The organism is Micromonospora sp. HB375, from assembly GCF_017872985.1.
GTDB classification, from domain to species: domain Bacteria; phylum Actinomycetota; class Actinomycetes; order Mycobacteriales; family Micromonosporaceae; genus Micromonospora; species Micromonospora chalcea.
On record NZ_JAGGJO010000001.1, the window covers coordinates 6,412,765 to 6,427,526 of the forward strand.

At 72.5% G+C, this 14,762-nt stretch carries 16 protein-coding genes; 9 read left to right on the plus strand and 7 right to left on the minus strand.

From position 1 onward, the window contains the following. Positions 1–58: 58 nt before the first annotated feature. The gene (locus J3R08_RS28530) at positions 59–1,150 is read right to left on the minus strand and encodes a UDP-N-acetylmuramate dehydrogenase (protein WP_209963415.1); all 1,092 of its coding nucleotides are present in this window, start codon (positions 1,148–1,150) and stop codon (positions 59–61) included. A 70-nt stretch (positions 1,151–1,220) separates the two neighbouring features. Here J3R08_RS28530 and J3R08_RS28535 point away from each other — a divergent pair, with 70 nt between their 5' ends. The 7 genes from J3R08_RS28535 to J3R08_RS28565 all read left to right on the plus strand — a co-directional run bounded on the left by J3R08_RS28535 (position 1,221) and on the right by J3R08_RS28565 (position 8,757). Next, positions 1,221–1,976: a maleylpyruvate isomerase family mycothiol-dependent enzyme gene (locus J3R08_RS28535; RefSeq protein ID WP_209963417.1), complete on the plus strand. Its 756-nt coding sequence runs from the start codon at positions 1,221–1,223 to the stop codon at positions 1,974–1,976. Between the two features lie 178 nt (positions 1,977–2,154). Then, positions 2,155–3,462 carry an ABC transporter substrate-binding protein gene (locus J3R08_RS28540; protein ID WP_209963419.1) on the plus strand — a complete coding sequence of 436 codons (1,308 nt, stop codon included), beginning with the start codon at positions 2,155–2,157 and terminating at the stop codon, positions 3,460–3,462. A gap of 70 nt (positions 3,463–3,532) precedes the next feature. Further along, positions 3,533–4,522, plus strand: a complete 990-nt coding sequence (locus tag J3R08_RS28545; RefSeq protein ID WP_043328051.1) for a carbohydrate ABC transporter permease — start codon at positions 3,533–3,535, stop codon at positions 4,520–4,522. Continuing rightward, positions 4,519–5,352 carry a carbohydrate ABC transporter permease gene (locus tag J3R08_RS28550; RefSeq protein WP_209963422.1) on the plus strand — a complete coding sequence of 278 codons (834 nt, stop codon included), beginning with the start codon at positions 4,519–4,521 and terminating at the stop codon, positions 5,350–5,352. Before J3R08_RS28545 ends, J3R08_RS28550 begins: the two co-directional genes overlap by 4 nt. After that, the gene (locus J3R08_RS28555; protein ID WP_209963424.1) at positions 5,349–6,716 is read left to right on the plus strand and encodes a GH1 family beta-glucosidase; all 1,368 of its coding nucleotides are present in this window, start codon (positions 5,349–5,351) and stop codon (positions 6,714–6,716) included. The genes J3R08_RS28550 and J3R08_RS28555 overlap by 4 nt, the downstream gene beginning before the upstream one ends. 19 nt (positions 6,717–6,735) lie before the next feature. Then, a complete protein-coding gene (locus J3R08_RS28560) occupies positions 6,736–7,743 on the plus strand; it encodes a LacI family DNA-binding transcriptional regulator (protein WP_043328047.1) in 1,008 nt (335 codons plus the stop codon). 108 nt (positions 7,744–7,851) lie between these two features. Beyond that, positions 7,852–8,757 (plus strand): GNAT family N-acetyltransferase, encoded by a 906-nt coding sequence (locus J3R08_RS28565; RefSeq protein ID WP_209963427.1) that lies wholly within the window; start codon positions 7,852–7,854, stop codon positions 8,755–8,757. On the opposite strand, the gene J3R08_RS28570 is transcribed toward J3R08_RS28565, so the two are convergent. Beyond that, positions 8,750–9,268: an O-acetyl-ADP-ribose deacetylase gene (locus tag J3R08_RS28570; RefSeq protein WP_166457601.1), complete on the minus strand. Its 519-nt coding sequence runs from the start codon at positions 9,266–9,268 to the stop codon at positions 8,750–8,752. The two genes, J3R08_RS28565 and J3R08_RS28570, sit on opposite strands and share 8 nt — an antisense overlap. Before the next feature lies 1 nt (position 9,269). Beyond that, positions 9,270–10,061 carry an EI24 domain-containing protein gene (locus J3R08_RS28575; protein WP_043328041.1) on the minus strand — a complete coding sequence of 264 codons (792 nt, stop codon included), beginning with the start codon at positions 10,059–10,061 and terminating at the stop codon, positions 9,270–9,272. A 40-nt stretch (positions 10,062–10,101) separates the two neighbouring features. Between J3R08_RS28575 and J3R08_RS28580 the strand changes: the two genes are divergently transcribed. Then, on the plus strand, positions 10,102–11,094 hold the full coding sequence (locus tag J3R08_RS28580) for a YafY family protein (RefSeq protein WP_209963430.1): 993 nt from the start codon (positions 10,102–10,104) through the stop codon (positions 11,092–11,094). Here J3R08_RS28580 and J3R08_RS28585 read toward each other — a convergent pair. Then, complete coding sequence (locus tag J3R08_RS28585) at positions 11,085–11,999, minus strand: SDR family oxidoreductase (protein ID WP_064446698.1); 915 nt, start codon at positions 11,997–11,999, stop codon at positions 11,085–11,087. The two genes, J3R08_RS28580 and J3R08_RS28585, sit on opposite strands and share 10 nt — an antisense overlap. A gap of 76 nt (positions 12,000–12,075) precedes the next feature. Between J3R08_RS28585 and J3R08_RS28590 the strand changes: the two genes are divergently transcribed. Next, complete coding sequence (locus J3R08_RS28590; RefSeq protein WP_113973518.1) at positions 12,076–12,747, plus strand: DNA polymerase beta superfamily protein; 672 nt, start codon at positions 12,076–12,078, stop codon at positions 12,745–12,747. Between the two features lie 5 nt (positions 12,748–12,752). Here J3R08_RS28590 and J3R08_RS28595 read toward each other — a convergent pair whose 3' ends face one another. The 3 genes from J3R08_RS28595 to J3R08_RS28605 are packed head-to-tail and all read right to left on the minus strand — an operon-like array spanning position 12,753 to position 14,700. Beyond that, entirely contained in the window at positions 12,753–13,490 is a 738-nt protein-coding gene (locus tag J3R08_RS28595) for an alanyl-tRNA editing protein (protein WP_043328035.1), read from the minus strand. A gap of 11 nt (positions 13,491–13,501) precedes the next feature. Further along, entirely contained in the window at positions 13,502–14,389 is an 888-nt protein-coding gene (locus tag J3R08_RS28600) for an alpha/beta fold hydrolase (protein ID WP_209963434.1), read from the minus strand. Then, positions 14,386–14,700 (minus strand): DUF2516 family protein, encoded by a 315-nt coding sequence (locus J3R08_RS28605; protein WP_209963437.1) that lies wholly within the window; start codon positions 14,698–14,700, stop codon positions 14,386–14,388. Before J3R08_RS28605 ends, J3R08_RS28600 begins: the two co-directional genes overlap by 4 nt. Between the last annotated feature and the right edge of the window lie 62 nt (positions 14,701–14,762).

The window sequence follows — 14,762 nt, forward strand, 5'->3', positions numbered from 1 at the left end:
GGGGGAGGGGGAGGGGAGTGGGAGTGGGAGTGGGAGGGGGCGGGGGCGGGGGCGGGGGTCAGATGGTGCAGTTGACGAGGACTGGTTCGGGGTGGAGGGTTACGCCGAAGCGGGACTGGACGCCGTCTCGGATCTCGCGGGCCAGCGCCACCAGCGCGGCCGTGCTGGCGCTGCCGGAGTGGTTGGTGAGCGCGAGCGTGTGCTTGCTGGAGATGGCGACGCCCTCCGGGCCCGCGTACCCCTTGCCGAAGCCCGCCTTGTCGATCAGCCAGGCGGCGCTGACCTTCACCGTGCCGTCGGCGCCCGGCCAGTGCGGCGGCTCACCCACCTCGGCGGCGCGTTCCCGTACCTGCTCGAACACCTCGCCCGGCAGCACCGGGTTGGTGAAGAACGAGCCGACCGACCAGGTGTCCGGGTCGGCCGCGTCCAGCACCATGCCCTTGCCGGCGCGCAGCTTCCGCACGGTGGACCGGGCGTCGGCCAGCGGCACCCGGTCGCCGACCTCGACGCCGAGCGCCCGGGCCAGTTCGGCGTAGCGGACCGGGCCGGAGCGCGGGGACCGGGTGAGCCGGAAGTCGACCGAGAGCACCACCCAGCGGTCGCTGTACTTGAAGATGCTCCCCCGGTAGACGAACCCGCAGTCGGCCGCCGCGATCCGCGTCACCCGGCGTTCGGTCCGGTCGTACGCCTCGACGGCGACGATGGTCTCGGCGACCTCCTGGCCGTACGCGCCGACGTTCTGGATCGGTGTCGCGCCGGCCGAGCCGGGGATGCCGGAGAGGCACTCCAGCCCGGACCAGCCGCGCTCGACGGTGGCGGCGACGAAGTCGTCCCACGGCTCGCCGGCTTCGACACGTACCGTGACGGTGTCGCCCTCCTCGGCCACGGCCTGGAACCCGCGCGAGCGGACGAGCACGACGGTGCCGGGGAAGCCCTGATCGCCGATCACGACGTTGCTGCCGCCCGCCAGCACCAGCACGGCCTGCTCGCGGGCCTCCGCTTCCTGCACTTTTCGCACGATCTGGGCGGCGTCCTCGGCGATCTCCAGCCGCCCGGCGGGTCCGCCGAGCCGGAGCGTGGTGTAGCGCGCCAGGGTGGCCGGATCGGTCGGTTCACCGGCAGTAGCCGGTTCGGCGTAGACGTCTGACACGCCTTTCACCCTAGGCTGAGGGGTAGCCGGCGCACCCACTGGTGGCCCGGTCACCCCCGGGAGGATGGCGATGAGCAGACTGCACCACACGAAGGACTTCTGGATCGGCGCGCTGCGCACGGAGGGTCCCGCCTTCGCCGCGGCGGTTTCGGAGGCGCCGCCCGAGACACCCGTGCTGTCCTGTCCCGGCTGGACGGTCACCGATCTCGCCCATCACCTGACCCGCGTGTACGTCTGGGCGGGCACCGTGCTGACCGCCGGTGGCACCACCCGCCCGGAGCGGCACGACCCGGAGCCGCCGGCGGGCCTGACGCCGGCCCAGTGGTACGTGCGGGAGTACGAGCGGATCACCGCGCTGCTGGAGGCGGCGGATCCGGAGGCGCCGGCCTGGAACTTCGCGCCGCAGCCGAAGAAGGCGGCCTTCTGGCCGCGCCGGATGGCGCACGAGACGGCCGTGCACCGCTGGGACGCCCAGCTCGCGATTGGTGCGGGTGATCCGATCGAGGCGAAGCTCGCGGCCGACGGGGTGAGCGAGGTGCTGGACACCTGGCTGCCGGCGGGCCGGCGGGTGCAGCCCGGGCAGTGGCGCGGCGTGGTGCAGCTGACCGCGACCGACGCGGCCCAGGAGTGGTACCTGCGGTTGCGGGGTGAGGGGGTCGCGCTGCTGGACACCGCGACGATCCTGGACCACGACGACCACCGGGCCCGGGCACAGGTGGCCGGCACGGCGAGCGATCTGCTGCTGGCGCTGATGGGCCGGATCAGCTTCGACGCGCTGGACGTGGCGGGCGACCCGGCCCTGCTGGGGGGCCTGCGGGTCGGCTGACGACGGGCACCGGACGGAGAGGGGCGCCCGCCGCCCCTCTCCGTTTCTTTTCGGACAGCTCTGAGAGCGCTCTCTTGACAAGGTCCGGGACCCTCCACCACGCTGTCGTGAGAGCGCTCTCTAAGTTCCGGAACCGCCTTCCACCACCCGTTTCGACGACCCGAGAGGTCAGGACAGCATGCTCACCTTCACGCGCCGCCGCCTGGCGGCGGTTGCAGTGGTCGCCGCCACCGCGCTGCTCGGCACCACCGCCTGCGGCGGCGGCGACGATGCCGCCGCCGACGGGCCGATAACGCTCACCGTCGACGTCTTCGGCCAGTTCGGTTACGCCGATCTCTACCAGGAGTACATGGCCAGCCACCCCGGCGTGAAGATCGTCGAGCGCGGCACCGGCGGCAACCTCGACGAGTACTCCCCGAAGCTCACCCAGTGGCTCGCCGCGGGCAAGGGCGCCGGCGACGTGGTCGCCATCGAGGAGGGCCTGCTCGTCGAGTACAAGGCCAACCCGCAGAACTTCGTCAACCTGCTCGACCACGGCGCGGCCGACCTGAAGGGCAACTTCCTCGACTGGAAGTGGAACCAGGGGCTCACCGCCGACGGCAAGCAGCTCATCGGCCTCGGCACTGACGTCGGCGGCATGGCGATGTGCTACCGCACCGACCTGTTCGCCAAGGCCGGCCTGCCCACCGACCGGGAGGCCGTGTCCAAGCTCTGGCCCACCTGGCAGGACTACATCAAGGTCGGCGAGCAGTTCACCGCGAAGAAGACGGGCGCGTCGTTCCTGGACGCCGCGACCAACACCTTCAACACGATCCTGCTCCAGACCGCCGGCAACAGCAGCGGCTACAGCTACTACGACACCAGCAACAACCTGGTCGTCGGCAGCAACCCGGCGGTGAAGCAGGCGTACGACACCACGATGGACATCATCGACTCGGGGCTGTCCGGCAAGTACGGCTCGTGGTCCGAGGAGTGGGTGTCGGCGTTCAAGCAGTCGAAGTTCGCCACCATCGCCTGCCCGGCCTGGATGACCGGCGTGATCGAGGGCAACGCGGGCGCGGGCGCCAAGGGCAAGTGGGACATCGCCCAGATCCCCGGCAACGGCGGCAACTGGGGCGGCTCGTTCCTCGCGGTGCCGAAGCAGAGCAAGCACCAGGCCGAGGCGATCGAGCTGGCCAAGTTCCTGACCAGCGCCAAGGGTCAGATCGGCGCGTTCAAGGCGAAGGGTCCCCTGCCCTCTTCGCCGCAGGCGCTGGAGGACCCGGCGATCCTCGACTCGAAGAACGCCTACTTCTCCGAGGCGCCGGTCGGGAAGATCTTCGCCGAGGGCGCCAAGAGCCTGAAGCCGGTCTACATGGGACCGAAGAACCAGGCCGTACGCACCGAGGTCGAGAACGCCGTCCGCAGCGTCGAGCTGGGCAAGCGCTCCCCGGAACAGGGCTGGACCGACGCGGTCGCCAACGCCGAGAAGGCCGCCGCCAAGTAACCCGAGCAGCGCGTGCGGGCGGCCACCCGGCCACGGGGGCCGCCCGCACGGCGGAAAGGAGTCCCGGGTCATGGCCGTCCAGCTCGACGCCCGCCCGCCGGTCGCACCGGCACCCCGCCCCACCCGTCCCGGCCTGGGCAACCGGCTCAGCCGACTCGACACGAAGTACTCGCCGTACCTGTTCATCGCCCCGTTCTTCCTGCTGTTCGGCGTCTTCGGGGCGTACCCGCTGGCGTACACGTTCTGGGTCTCGCTGCACGACTGGGACCTGCTCGGCGCCGAGCACCCGTACATCGGCTTCGACAACTACACCCAGCTGCTCGCCGACTCGGACTTCTGGCACTCCGTGGTCAACACGCTGGGCATCTTCGTGATCTCCACGGTCCCGCAGTTGCTCGCCGCGCTCTGGCTGGCCAACCTGCTCAACCGGCAGTTGCGCGCTCGTACCACCTGGCGGATGGCGGTGCTGATCCCGAACGTCACCTCGACCGCCGCCGTGGCGATCGTGTTCGCAGTCCTGTTCGGCCGCGAGTTCGGCATGATCAACTGGCTGCTCGACCACGTCGGGATCAGCGCGATCGACTGGAAGGCGAACCGGTTCGCCGCCTGGGTCGCCATCTCCACCATGGTCGACTGGCGCTGGACCGGCTACAACGCGCTGATCTTCCTGGCCGCCATGCAGGCCATCCCGCGCGACCTGTACGAGTCGGCCGCGATCGACGGGGCCGGCCGGGCCCGCCAGTTCTGGTCCATCACGGTGCCGCTGCTCAAGCCCACGATCATCTTCGCGGTCATCATCTCCACCATCGGCGGCCTCCAGCTCTTCACCGAGCCGCGGATGTTCAACTCCGGCACCAACGCGATCCGCGGCGGACCGCTGCGGGAGTCGCAGACGGTGACCATGTACATGTTCGAGAACGCCTTCGCGCCGCACTACAACTTCGGCTACGGGTCGGCGGTCGCCTGGCTGCTGTTCGCGCTGATCGCCGTGGTCGCGGCGATAAACGTCCTGCTCCTGCGCCGGCTCGGCGGCGGCTCCCGCAAGGAGGTCTCCCGATGACCCGCCTCTGGTCGGCAAGCCGGCTCACCTATCTGGCGCTGACGCTCTCGGCCGTCCTGTCGATCTTCCCGATCTACTGGATGTTCGTGGTGGCCAGCCGCACCAGCGACACGATGGGCCAGGTGCCGCCGCCGCTCACCCCCGGCGGCAACCTCGGCGCCAACATCGCCCGGCTGTTCGACAACACTGACGCGTACTTCCTGACCGGCCTGATCAACTCGGCGATCGTGGCCACCACCGTCACGATCTCGGTGGTGTTCTTCTCCACGCTGGCCGGGTTCGCGTTCGCCAAGTTGCGCTTCCCCGGGCGCAACGCGCTGCTGCTGGTCATCGTCGCCACCATGATGGTCCCGACGCAGCTCGGCGTGATCCCGCTCTACCTGCTCATGACGAAGCTGAACTGGAACGACCGGCTGCCCGCCGTGATCGTGCCGGCGCTGGTCACCGGCTTCGGCGTGTTCATGATGCGCCAGTACGCGGGCCAGGCGGTCAGCACCGAACTGATCGAGGCGGCCCGGATGGACGGCTGCAACACCGCCCGGATCTACTGGAACGTGGTGCTGCCCGCGCTGCGCCCGGCCGCCGCCGTGCTCGGCCTGCTCACGTTCATGACCACCTGGAACGACTTCCTGTGGCCGTACGCGGTGCTGAACGACCCGGAGAACCCGACGGTGCAGCTGTCGCTGCGGGCCCTCTCCGACGGGTACTACCAGGACATGTCGCAGGTGTTCACCGGCACGGCCATCGCCACGCTGCCGCTGCTGCTGGTGTTCATCGTCTTCGGCCGCCAGATCATCGGCGGCATCATGGAAGGTGCGGTCAAGGCATGAGCAACGTCCGATTCCCGGAGGGCTTCGTCTGGGGCGGGGCCACCGCCGCGTACCAGATCGAGGGCGCCGCCCGCGAGGACGGTCGCGGTCCGTCGATCTGGGACACCTTCAGCCGTACGCCGGGCGCGGTGTTCGCCGGCCACACCGGCGACGTGGCCTGCGACCACTACCACCGGTTCGCCGAGGACGTCGCGCTGATGGCCGAGCTGGGGCTGCGGGCGTACCGGTTCTCGGTGTCCTGGCCCCGGGTGCGGCCGGACGGCACCGGCCCGGTCGAGCCGCGCGGGCTCGACTTCTACGACCGGCTGACCGACGCGCTGCTGGACGCCGGCCTCGACCCGATCGTCACGCTCTACCACTGGGACCTGCCGCAGGCGCTGGAGGACCGGGGCGGCTGGACCGTCCGGGAGACCGCCGAGCACTTCGCCGAGTACGCGCTCGCCGTGCACGGCCGCCTCGGCGACCGGGTCCGCACCTGGACCACGCTCAACGAGCCGTGGTGCTCGGCCTACCTCGGGTACGGCTCCGGGGTGCACGCGCCGGGGCGGCGGAACGCCGGTGACGCGTTCCGGGCCGTACACCATCTGCTGCTCGGCCACGGCCTGGCGGCGCGGGCGCTGCGCGCGGCCGGCGTGGAGACGCTGGGGATCACGCTCAACCTGGCCGACGTGCAGCCGGCGGACGCCGCGAGCGCCGCGGACGCCGAGGCGGTACGGCTGGTCGACGGCCTGCACAACCGGATCTTCCTGGACCCGCTCACCGGCGGCGGCTACCCGGCGGACGTGCTGGCCCACGTCGGCCGGATCGTCGCGCCGGACTTCATCAGGGACGGGGACGAGAAGCTGATCGCCGCGCCGCTGGACCTGCTCGGCCTGAACTACTACGCGCCCACCTACGTGGCCGGGCGGGCGGGCGGCGCGGGCGGCGACGCGTACCCGGGCACGGCCGGGACCGTCGAGTTCCTGCCGCCGGCCGGGCCGCTCACCGACATGGGCTGGTCGATCGAGCCGGCCGGGCTGACCCGGCTGCTGGAACGGGTGGCCGCCGACCACCCCGGGCTGCCCCTGATGATCACCGAGAACGGCGGGGCGTTTCCGGACACCGACCTCGACGAGCAGGGCGGGGTGGCGGACACCGACCGGGTCGCCTACCTCAACGGGCACCTGCGCGCCGCGCACGAAGCCATCGCCCGCGGCGTGGACCTGCGCGGTTATCTCGTATGGTCGGTGCTGGACAACTTCGAATGGGCCGAGGGTTACCGGAAGCGATTCGGGATCGTCCACGTCGACTACCTGACCCAGCGGCGCACACCAAAGCACAGCGCCCGCTGGTACCAGGAGGTGATCGCCCGGAACGGGCTGTGACGAGGTGGTGGTTACGGGGATGACGACGGCACAGCGACCGACCCTGGAGGCGGTGGCCCGGCTGGCCGGCGTGTCCCGGGCCACCGTCTCCCGGGTGGTGAACGGCTCGACCACTGTGGCCGAGCCGATCCGGCAGGCGGTACGCCGGGCGGTCGAGGAACTCGGGTACGTCCCGAACCTCGCCGCCCGCAGCCTGGTCACCCAGCGGACCGACTCGGTGGCGCTGGTGCTGCCCGAGGCGGCCACCCGGGTCTTCTCCGACGACCAGGTGTTCCCGGGCATCATCAGGGGCGCGGCGCAGGAGCTGGAGGCGGCGGACAAGCAGCTCGTGCTGATGCTCGCCGGCTCACCGGCCGGACACGAACGGGTCGAGCGGTACACCACCGGCCGGCACGTCGACGGGGTGCTGTTCGCCTCGCTGCACGGCGAGGACCCGCTGCCCGGCCGGCTGGCCCGCCTCGGCATCCCGGTGGTGTGCAGCGGACGGCCGCTGGACGGCGCCGACGTGCCGTACGTGGACGTCGACCACGAAGGCGGCGTGAGCACGGCGGTCCAGCACCTGATCGCGAGCGGACGCCGTCGGATCGCCACCATCGCCGGGCCGCAGGACATGGTCGCCGGAATCGAGCGGCTGATCGGCTACCGCAGCGCGATCACCGAGGCCGGGCTGCCGGAGCTGGTCGCGTACGGCGACTTCACCCGGGAGTCGGGCACCGCCGCGATGCGGGAGCTGCTCGCCGCCGACCCGGAACTGGACGCCGTGTTCGCCGCCTCCGACCTGATGGCGCACGCCGCCCTGCGGACGCTGCGGGAGGCCGGGCGGCGGGTGCCCGAGGACGTGGCGGTGATCGGGTTCGACGACATCGAGACGGCCGCGTACACCGAGCCGCCGCTGAGCACCGTGCGGCAGCCGATAGTGGAGCTGGGCCGGTCGATGACCCGGCAGTTGCTGCGCATAGCGGCGGGCGAGACGGTCGAGCAGGCGCTGGTGCTGCCCACCGAGCTGGTGCTGCGCGAGTCCGCGTAAGGAAGGGCCCCCTCTTAACGCCTCCGGTAGAGGAGGGGGCCCTTCTTAACAGCCCGCCCCGCGTTAACCGGTCGCGGCGCGGGTGGCGGCGGGTCTAGGGTCCGCCGGATGAACGCAGCCGAGATCCGTCCCGCCCGCCCCGACGACGCGCCCGCCGTGGTGGCGTTGCGTGCGCTCGTCTTCCCCTATCTGGTGCGCGGCGTCGAGTCGACCCGCCGCATGATCGCCGAACCGCCGCCCGGCGAGGACTGGGCGGCCTGGGTCGCCGAGGCGGACGGCGAGGTCGTCGGCTGGGCGTCGGCGTACCGCAACACGCAGACCTCGACGCCCGGCGTGGGGATGATCTCCCTGCTGCACGTACACCCGGCGCATCGCCGCCACGGCAACGGCGCGGCGCTGTTCGACACCGCGCTCGGGCACCTGCTGACGCTCGGGTCCACCGAGGTGCTCACCTACGCGCATACCGAGTCGCTGCCGTTCGCGCAGCGGCACGGCTTCACGCCCAGCCGGGAGGTGCGCTACTCGGCGCTGGACCTGAGCACGCCCCCGCCGATGCCGCAGCCGCCGCCGGGCGTACGGCTGGTGTCCGCCGCCGGGCTCGACCCGCGTCTGGTGCACCGGGTCGACGCCGAGGCGTCCCGGGACGAGCCGGGGGACGTGCCGACGGACTCGCTCGGCTTCGACCTGTGGCGGTACGAGTGCTGGGACAACCCGGGGCTGGACCGGGAGGCGAGCACGCTCGCCGAGGTGGACGGGGAACTGGTCGCGCTGAGCCTGGTCAAGCGGGACGGCGACCGGATGTGGTCGGACTTCACCGGCACGCTGCCCGCCTACCGGGGCCAGGGCTTGGCCCGGCTGACCAAGCAGGCCGCGCTGCACGCCGCCGCCGCTCGCGGGGTACGGACCGCGTACACCTCGAACCACGAGGTGAACGCGCCGATGCTGGCGATCAACGAGCGGCTCGGTTACCGGCCGGTGGACAGCCAGTGGTCGTGCCGGCGCACGCTCAGCTGAGCCCGGCGGCGACCCGCACCGCTGTGGCGTACGTGTCCGCGCCGAACAGCACCAGCCGCGCCTCGGTGACGTGCGCCGGGGTGGCCGCGTGCAGCACGGTGAGCGCCTGCGCCACCGCGTCGTCGACCGGCCAGCCGTAGATCCCGGCGGAGATCAGCGGGAACGCGACACTCGTCGCGCCGAGCCCGTCGGCGATGCGCAGGCTGTTGGCGTAGCAGTCGCGCAGCAGCGCCGAGCGGTCCTCGCCCGGCGAGAAGACCGGGCCGACCGTGTGCACCACCCAGCGGGCGGGCAGGTTGCCGGCGGTGGTGGCGACGGCCTGGCCGGTGGGCAGCCCGCGCCCGTAGCGGGAGGCGCGCAGCGCCCGGCACTCCTCCAGGATCGCCGGGCCGCCGCGCCGGTGGATCGCGCCGTCCACGCCCCCGCCGCCGAGCAGCGACGAGTTGGCGGCGTTGACTATCGCGTCGACCTGCTGCGCGGTGATGTCCCCCTCGATCAGGACGGTGTCCATCTCAGCTCTCCTCGATCGGCTGGCCCAGCGACCGGCGGGCCAGCAGCGCGGCCCCGGCCACGGCGGCCGGCATGACCAGCACCGCGCCGAGCGGGATCAGGAAGCACAGGAAGACCGCCACCCCGAAGCCGAGCGCCGTCGGCCGGTCGGCCCGCAGCCGCGCCCGCCGGTCCGGCAGCCGCATCCCGCGCCGGTAGAACGGCGCGCCGACCAGCTCCAGCGCCAGGAACCAGCCACCCACCAGGGCGCCGACCACCGGGACCACCGTCTGTCCCACCACCGGGATGAAACCGGCCGCGAACAGGGGTACGCCGATCAGCGCGGACAGCGCCACCAGGCGCAACGAGTCGGCGAGGCTGCGTCGCAGCGAGGACCAGAACGGCACGTCCACGGCGCCGGGGGTGCCGCCGAGCCGGTCCTCGACCCGCTCCGAGATCGCCTCGTAGAACGGGTCGCCGATGACGAGCGTGACGGCGGTGAACGTGAGCACCCCGACCAGCCCGGCGACGCCGACCACCGCCAGCCCGGCGGCGACCCGCAGCAGATTGCGCCAGGGCGACGACCAGTCGTCGGCGAACGGGGTGAGCCAGCCCGCCAGGTCGCCGACGAAGTAGAGCAGCGTGGCGAACAACGCCACGTAGAGCGCGCCGGTGATCAGCGCCGGGATCACGCCGAGCAGCATCAGCTTCGGGCTGCGGACGTACATGCCGAAGCCGCGCAGCAGCAGCCCGGCGCCGCCGAGGAAGCGGGTGGCCGCGCCGGTGACCGGCGCGATCGTACGGGAGGCGTTCACGACGGCACAGCCTAATCTGCCGGTGCACCACAATGGGCCGGTGCGTGCGTCCCGGCTGATCTCGCTTGTGCTGCTGCTCCAGTCGCGGGAGACGATGACCGCTGCCGAGCTGGCCCGCGAGCTGGAGGTGTCCGAGCGGACCGTCTACCGGGACGTGCTGGCGCTCTCCGCCGCCGGTGTCCCGGTGTACGCGGACCGGGGCCGGGCCGGCGGCTACCGGCTGCTGGGCGGCTACCGGACCCGGCTGACCGGGTTGAGCCGGGACGAGGCCGAGGCGCTGTTCCTGGCCGGGCTGCCCGGACCGGCAGGGGACATGGGACTGGCCGACTCGGTGGCCGCCGCCGAGCTGAAGGTGCTCGCCGCGCTGCCGCCGAGCCTGCGGGACGCGCCCGCCCGTACCGGGCAGCGGTTCCACCTGGACGTCCCCGGCTGGTTCCGGGAGACCGCGCCCCCGCCCGCCCTCGCCGAGCTGGCCCGGGCCGTCTGGCGGGACCTGATGGTGGAGCTGCGCTACCGGCGCGGGGACCGCGAGGTGACCCGCACGCTGGCGCCGTACGGGCTGGTGCTGAAGAACGGGGTCTGGTATCTGGTCGGCCGGGTCGGTGACGGCTGGCGGACGTACCGGGTGGACCGGGTTGTCTCGGCCGAGGTGAGCGCCGACGGCTTCGACCGGGACGAGGACTTCGACCTCGGGGCGTACTGGCGGGAACAGGCCGGCGCGTTCCTGCGCGAGCTGTTACGCGAGCGGGTCACGGTGCGGCTCGGCCCGGCCGGGTTGCGGGCGCTTCGGCACCTGGTGGACGCGCCGTTCGTCTACACCGAGGCGGTCGACGCGGCCGGTCCGCCGGACGAGCAGGGCCGGCTGGTGCTGCGGCTGCCGGTCGAGTCGGTCGACGTGGCGTACACCCAGTTGCTGGCGCTCGGCCCGGAGGTGGAGGTGCTGGCGCCGCCGCGGTTGCGGGCGCGCTTCGCCGAGGCGGCCCGCCGCGCGGCGGCGCTCTACACCGATCCGCCGTCAGACGGTCAGCGGTAGCCGTCCGGGTCGGCCGGCTTACCAGGCTTGACCACCTCCTCGTAGTAGCGGGCCCAGTGCGGGCGGCTGCCGTCGACGTCGGTGAAGCCGTACACCTGGGCCAGACCGCCGCTGTCCAGCGACTTGCCGTTCCAGCGGGCCCGGTCCGGGTCGGCGGCCAGGGCCGCCACCGCGCGCCCGACGAACGCCGGCGTCTCCGACATGACGAAGTGGGGCTCGGTCTTCGCCCCGTCACGCCAGTTCGCCTCGGTGACGCCGTAGTGTTCGAGCATCGCCTCCGAGCGCAGCCAGCCCGGCGTGAGCGCGACGGCGGTGCAGCCGTGCGGGGCCAGCTCGTGCGCCTGGCTGAAGCCGAGCCGGTTCACCGACACCTTCGCCAGGTCGTAGAAGACCGACAGGCGGTACTCGCTGTCGTTGTGCTCCTTGGTGCCGTCGCCGACCTCGACCACCAGGCCGCCCGGATTGCGGATCAGCAGCGGCAGCGCGAAGTGGCTGGTGATGATGTGCGTGTCGACAGCCAGCCGCAGCGTACGGAAACCGGCGTCGAGCGGCTGCTCCCAGACCGGCTTCTCCCAGGTGATCAGCGGGTCGGCGCCCCAGACGTCGTTCACCAGCACGTCGAGGCGGCCCTGCTCGGCGTCGATCCGCTCGACCAGGGCGCGTACCTGCTCGGGGTCGAGGTGGTCGACAGCGACGGCGATTCCGGTGCCCCCGGCGGCGGTGACCAGCTCGGCGGTCTCCTCGATGGTCTCCGGCCGGTCCATCTCGGAGCGGCGCTCTCGGGTGGTGCGGCCGGTGGCGTAGACGGTGGCCCCGGCGGCGCCGAGCTGCACGGCGATCTGCCGGCCGGCGCCCCGGGTAGCGCCCGCGACGAGCGCGACAGTTCCGGTCAGTGGTGAGTTCATGGGATCACCGTGTCAGCGATACCTGACAACGGAAGTCCGGTTTCCCGAACGAACCGGATGGGCGATCATCACCGGTATGCACCTGCTGCTGTCCGGGATCGTCGGCTCGGTCGCGTACGGGCTGGCCGGACCCGGCTCGGACACCGACCGGCTCGGCGTGTTCGCCGCGCCCACAGTCGCGTTCCACGGCCTGCGCCCGCCCCGCGAGTCGGTGGTCACCACCGACCCGGACGTCACGCTGCACGAGGCCCGCAAGTACGCGCTGCTGGCGCTGAGCGGCAACCCCACCGCCACCGAGCTGATGTGGCTGCCCGACGACTGCTACGAGACCCGTACCGGGTTCGGTGAGGAGCTGATCGCGATCCGGTCGGCGTTCCTCAGCGCGCCGCGCGTCCGTGACGCCTACCTCGGGTACGCCGCGCAGCAGTTCCGCAAACTCGCCGGCCGGCCCGCCGACGCCGGTGGGCGGCTGCGCTCGGCGAAGCACGCCCGGCACCTGGCCCGGCTGCTGCACCAGGGCCGGGTGCTGTACGCGACAGGCGTACTGGAGATCCGCCTCGCCGACCCGGAGTGGTTCCGCGCGTTCGGCGAACGGGTTTCCGGCGGCGCGCTGGAGGAGGCGCAGGCGCTGGTGGCGGACGCCGAGGCGGAGTTCGACCGGATCCGCTCACCGCTGCCGGAGCGCCCGGACGAGGAGACGGTGGAACGCTGGCTGCTCGCCGTCCGGGCGGCGTACCTGCCGCGCTGAGCGGGTCAGTCCGCCAGGCGTACGCGTACCCGGCGGTTGGCCCGCCCCTTGCTCTCCACCTTGACCACCTGGACCTTGCCGATCTGGGCGGTGGAGGCGACGTGCGTGCCGCCGTCGGCCTGCACGTCCAGCCCGACGATGTCGACGATCCGCACCTCCTGCTCCTCCGGCGGGATCAGGTTCGACTGGGTACGGATGATGTCCGGCAGCGCGAGCGCCTCGGCGCGCGGCAGCACCCGCACCGCCACCGACCGGTCGGCGGCCACCTCGGCGTTCACCAGCTCCTCGATGCGGGCCTTGAAGTCCGGCGGCACCTCGGGCAGGTTGAAGTCCATCCTCGCCTCGCCCGGCTCCATGTTGCCGCCGGTGACGAGCGCGCCGAAGTCACGGAACACCACGCCGCAGAGCACGTGCAGCCCGGAGTGGGTACGCATCAGCATGGTCCGGCGGGCGTCCTCCACCGCGCCGACCACCTCGCTGCCGACCGGCGGCACCGGGTCGCCCTCGGCCGGGATCAGCCACAGGTCGTCGCCCTTGCGGGTGCCGACGATCCGGGTCTGTACGCCCTGCCACAGCAGCACCCCGTGATCCGGCGGCTGCCCGCCCCCACCCGGGTAGAACGCGGACCGGTCCAGCACGATGCCCTGCTCGGGATCGGCCGCCAGCACCCGGCAGGTCCACTCGCGCAGGGTCGGGTCGGCGAGGTCGAGCCGGTGCGTACGGCCGTGGTGTGTGACGCCCATGGACGGCGACGTTACCCGTTCAGGAACTCCGAGACGCGCCCCCGCAGGTCGGCGCGTTCGGTCCAGAGCACGCCGGGCCTGTCGTACACGTGCAGTGTGGCGTTCGGGAGCGCGGCGGCGAGCCGTTCGGCGACGGCGACCGGGTGCAGGTCGTCGTCGGCGGCGGCGATGACCAGCGCCGGCGCGGTGACCGCGGCGAGCGACCCGGCGTCGTCGAGCGGGGCCTGGGCGGGCAGGTCGGCCAGCCCCGGCGCGAGCCCGTCGCGCAACAACTGGTCGAGCCGCTGCCGCAGGTAGGCCCAGCCGGCCGGGGTGTTGCGCACCGACGGCGGCAACTCCAGCGACACCACGTCGGCCAGCGCCGAGGCGTCGCCCTCGGCCACCGCGTCGAGCAGGCCGGTGAGCCGGGCGCGGGCCACCTCGCCGCGCGGTGTGTCCAGCACGGCGGGCAGGAAGAAGACGAGTCTCTCGAAGCGTTCCGGGCTCTCCGCGAGCAGCCGGCAGAGCGCGCCCGCGCCGAGGCTCGCGCCGAACGCCCGGGTCGCGCCGCTCAGGTCCGCCATCGCGCGCAGGTCACGGGCGAGGTCCAGGTAGGTCCACGGGCCGGGCGGGGAGTCGGAGCGGCCGTGCCCGCGGAACTGGAAGAAGACGCGCCGCCCGGCGACGCCGCTGCCGAACGGGCGGGTGGTGGCGATGCCACTGCCCAGCCCGTGCGCGAACACGGTGACGGGGTCACCGGTGCCGGTGACCAGCTGTTCCAGGCTCACCCCGTGCGGGGTGGCGACCAGCTCCGTCTCCGGCTCGGGCAGCGCGGGACGCCCGGTTCGGGGCGCGCCGGGGCCGGGCCCCCAGGTGCGGGGACCGCCGTCCGGCGGCGGAGGCCAGCGGAAACCTCTCACCAGGACCCTCGGCCGTCGTGCAGGTCCCGCAGGCCGGGCCGCACGTCGAGCAGGTAGATCAGACCGGCGGCGATGCCGATCAGTCCGAACAGGCTGATCGGGCCGAAGCCGAGCAGGGTCAGCAGCAGGCAGACCGCCAGGATGGCGACCCAGCCGCCCTTGGGCAGCGTGCCGAGCGCGGCGAAACCGTCGCCGCGCTGGGTGATCGCGTGCACCAGCGCCACTCCCTGTACGACCAGGGCGAAGACGAGCAGGATCAGCTGGATCACGTCTTGGACTGCGAACGCGAAGATCGGCGCGGCGATGGCCATGGGGGCAAGCTTATGCCGAGACCCCGGAAACGTCCGACAAGACGTTGTCCGGGGTCCGGTGG

Excerpts from the sequence above, each read along its gene's own strand:
- J3R08_RS28595 (WP_043328035.1), bottom strand. The coding sequence starts at position 13,490 with ATGGGCGTCACACACCACGGCCGTACGCACCGGCTCGACCTCGCCGAC.
- J3R08_RS28605 (WP_209963437.1), bottom strand. The coding sequence starts at position 14,700 with ATGGCCATCGCCGCGCCGATCTTCGCGTTCGCAGTCCAAGACGTGATC.
- J3R08_RS28565 (WP_209963427.1), top strand. The coding sequence starts at position 7,852 with ATGAACGCAGCCGAGATCCGTCCCGCCCGCCCCGACGACGCGCCCGCC.
- J3R08_RS28590 (WP_113973518.1), top strand. The coding sequence starts at position 12,076 with ATGCACCTGCTGCTGTCCGGGATCGTCGGCTCGGTCGCGTACGGGCTG.
- J3R08_RS28585 (WP_064446698.1), bottom strand. The coding sequence starts at position 11,999 with ATGAACTCACCACTGACCGGAACTGTCGCGCTCGTCGCGGGCGCTACC.
- J3R08_RS28570 (WP_166457601.1), bottom strand. The coding sequence starts at position 9,268 with ATGGACACCGTCCTGATCGAGGGGGACATCACCGCGCAGCAGGTCGAC.
- J3R08_RS28550 (WP_209963422.1), top strand. The coding sequence starts at position 4,519 with ATGACCCGCCTCTGGTCGGCAAGCCGGCTCACCTATCTGGCGCTGACG.
- J3R08_RS28540 (WP_209963419.1), top strand. The coding sequence starts at position 2,155 with ATGCTCACCTTCACGCGCCGCCGCCTGGCGGCGGTTGCAGTGGTCGCC.
- J3R08_RS28555 (WP_209963424.1), top strand. The coding sequence starts at position 5,349 with ATGAGCAACGTCCGATTCCCGGAGGGCTTCGTCTGGGGCGGGGCCACC.
- J3R08_RS28545 (WP_043328051.1), top strand. The coding sequence starts at position 3,533 with ATGGCCGTCCAGCTCGACGCCCGCCCGCCGGTCGCACCGGCACCCCGC.
- J3R08_RS28535 (WP_209963417.1), top strand. The coding sequence starts at position 1,221 with ATGAGCAGACTGCACCACACGAAGGACTTCTGGATCGGCGCGCTGCGC.
- J3R08_RS28560 (WP_043328047.1), top strand. The coding sequence starts at position 6,736 with ATGACGACGGCACAGCGACCGACCCTGGAGGCGGTGGCCCGGCTGGCC.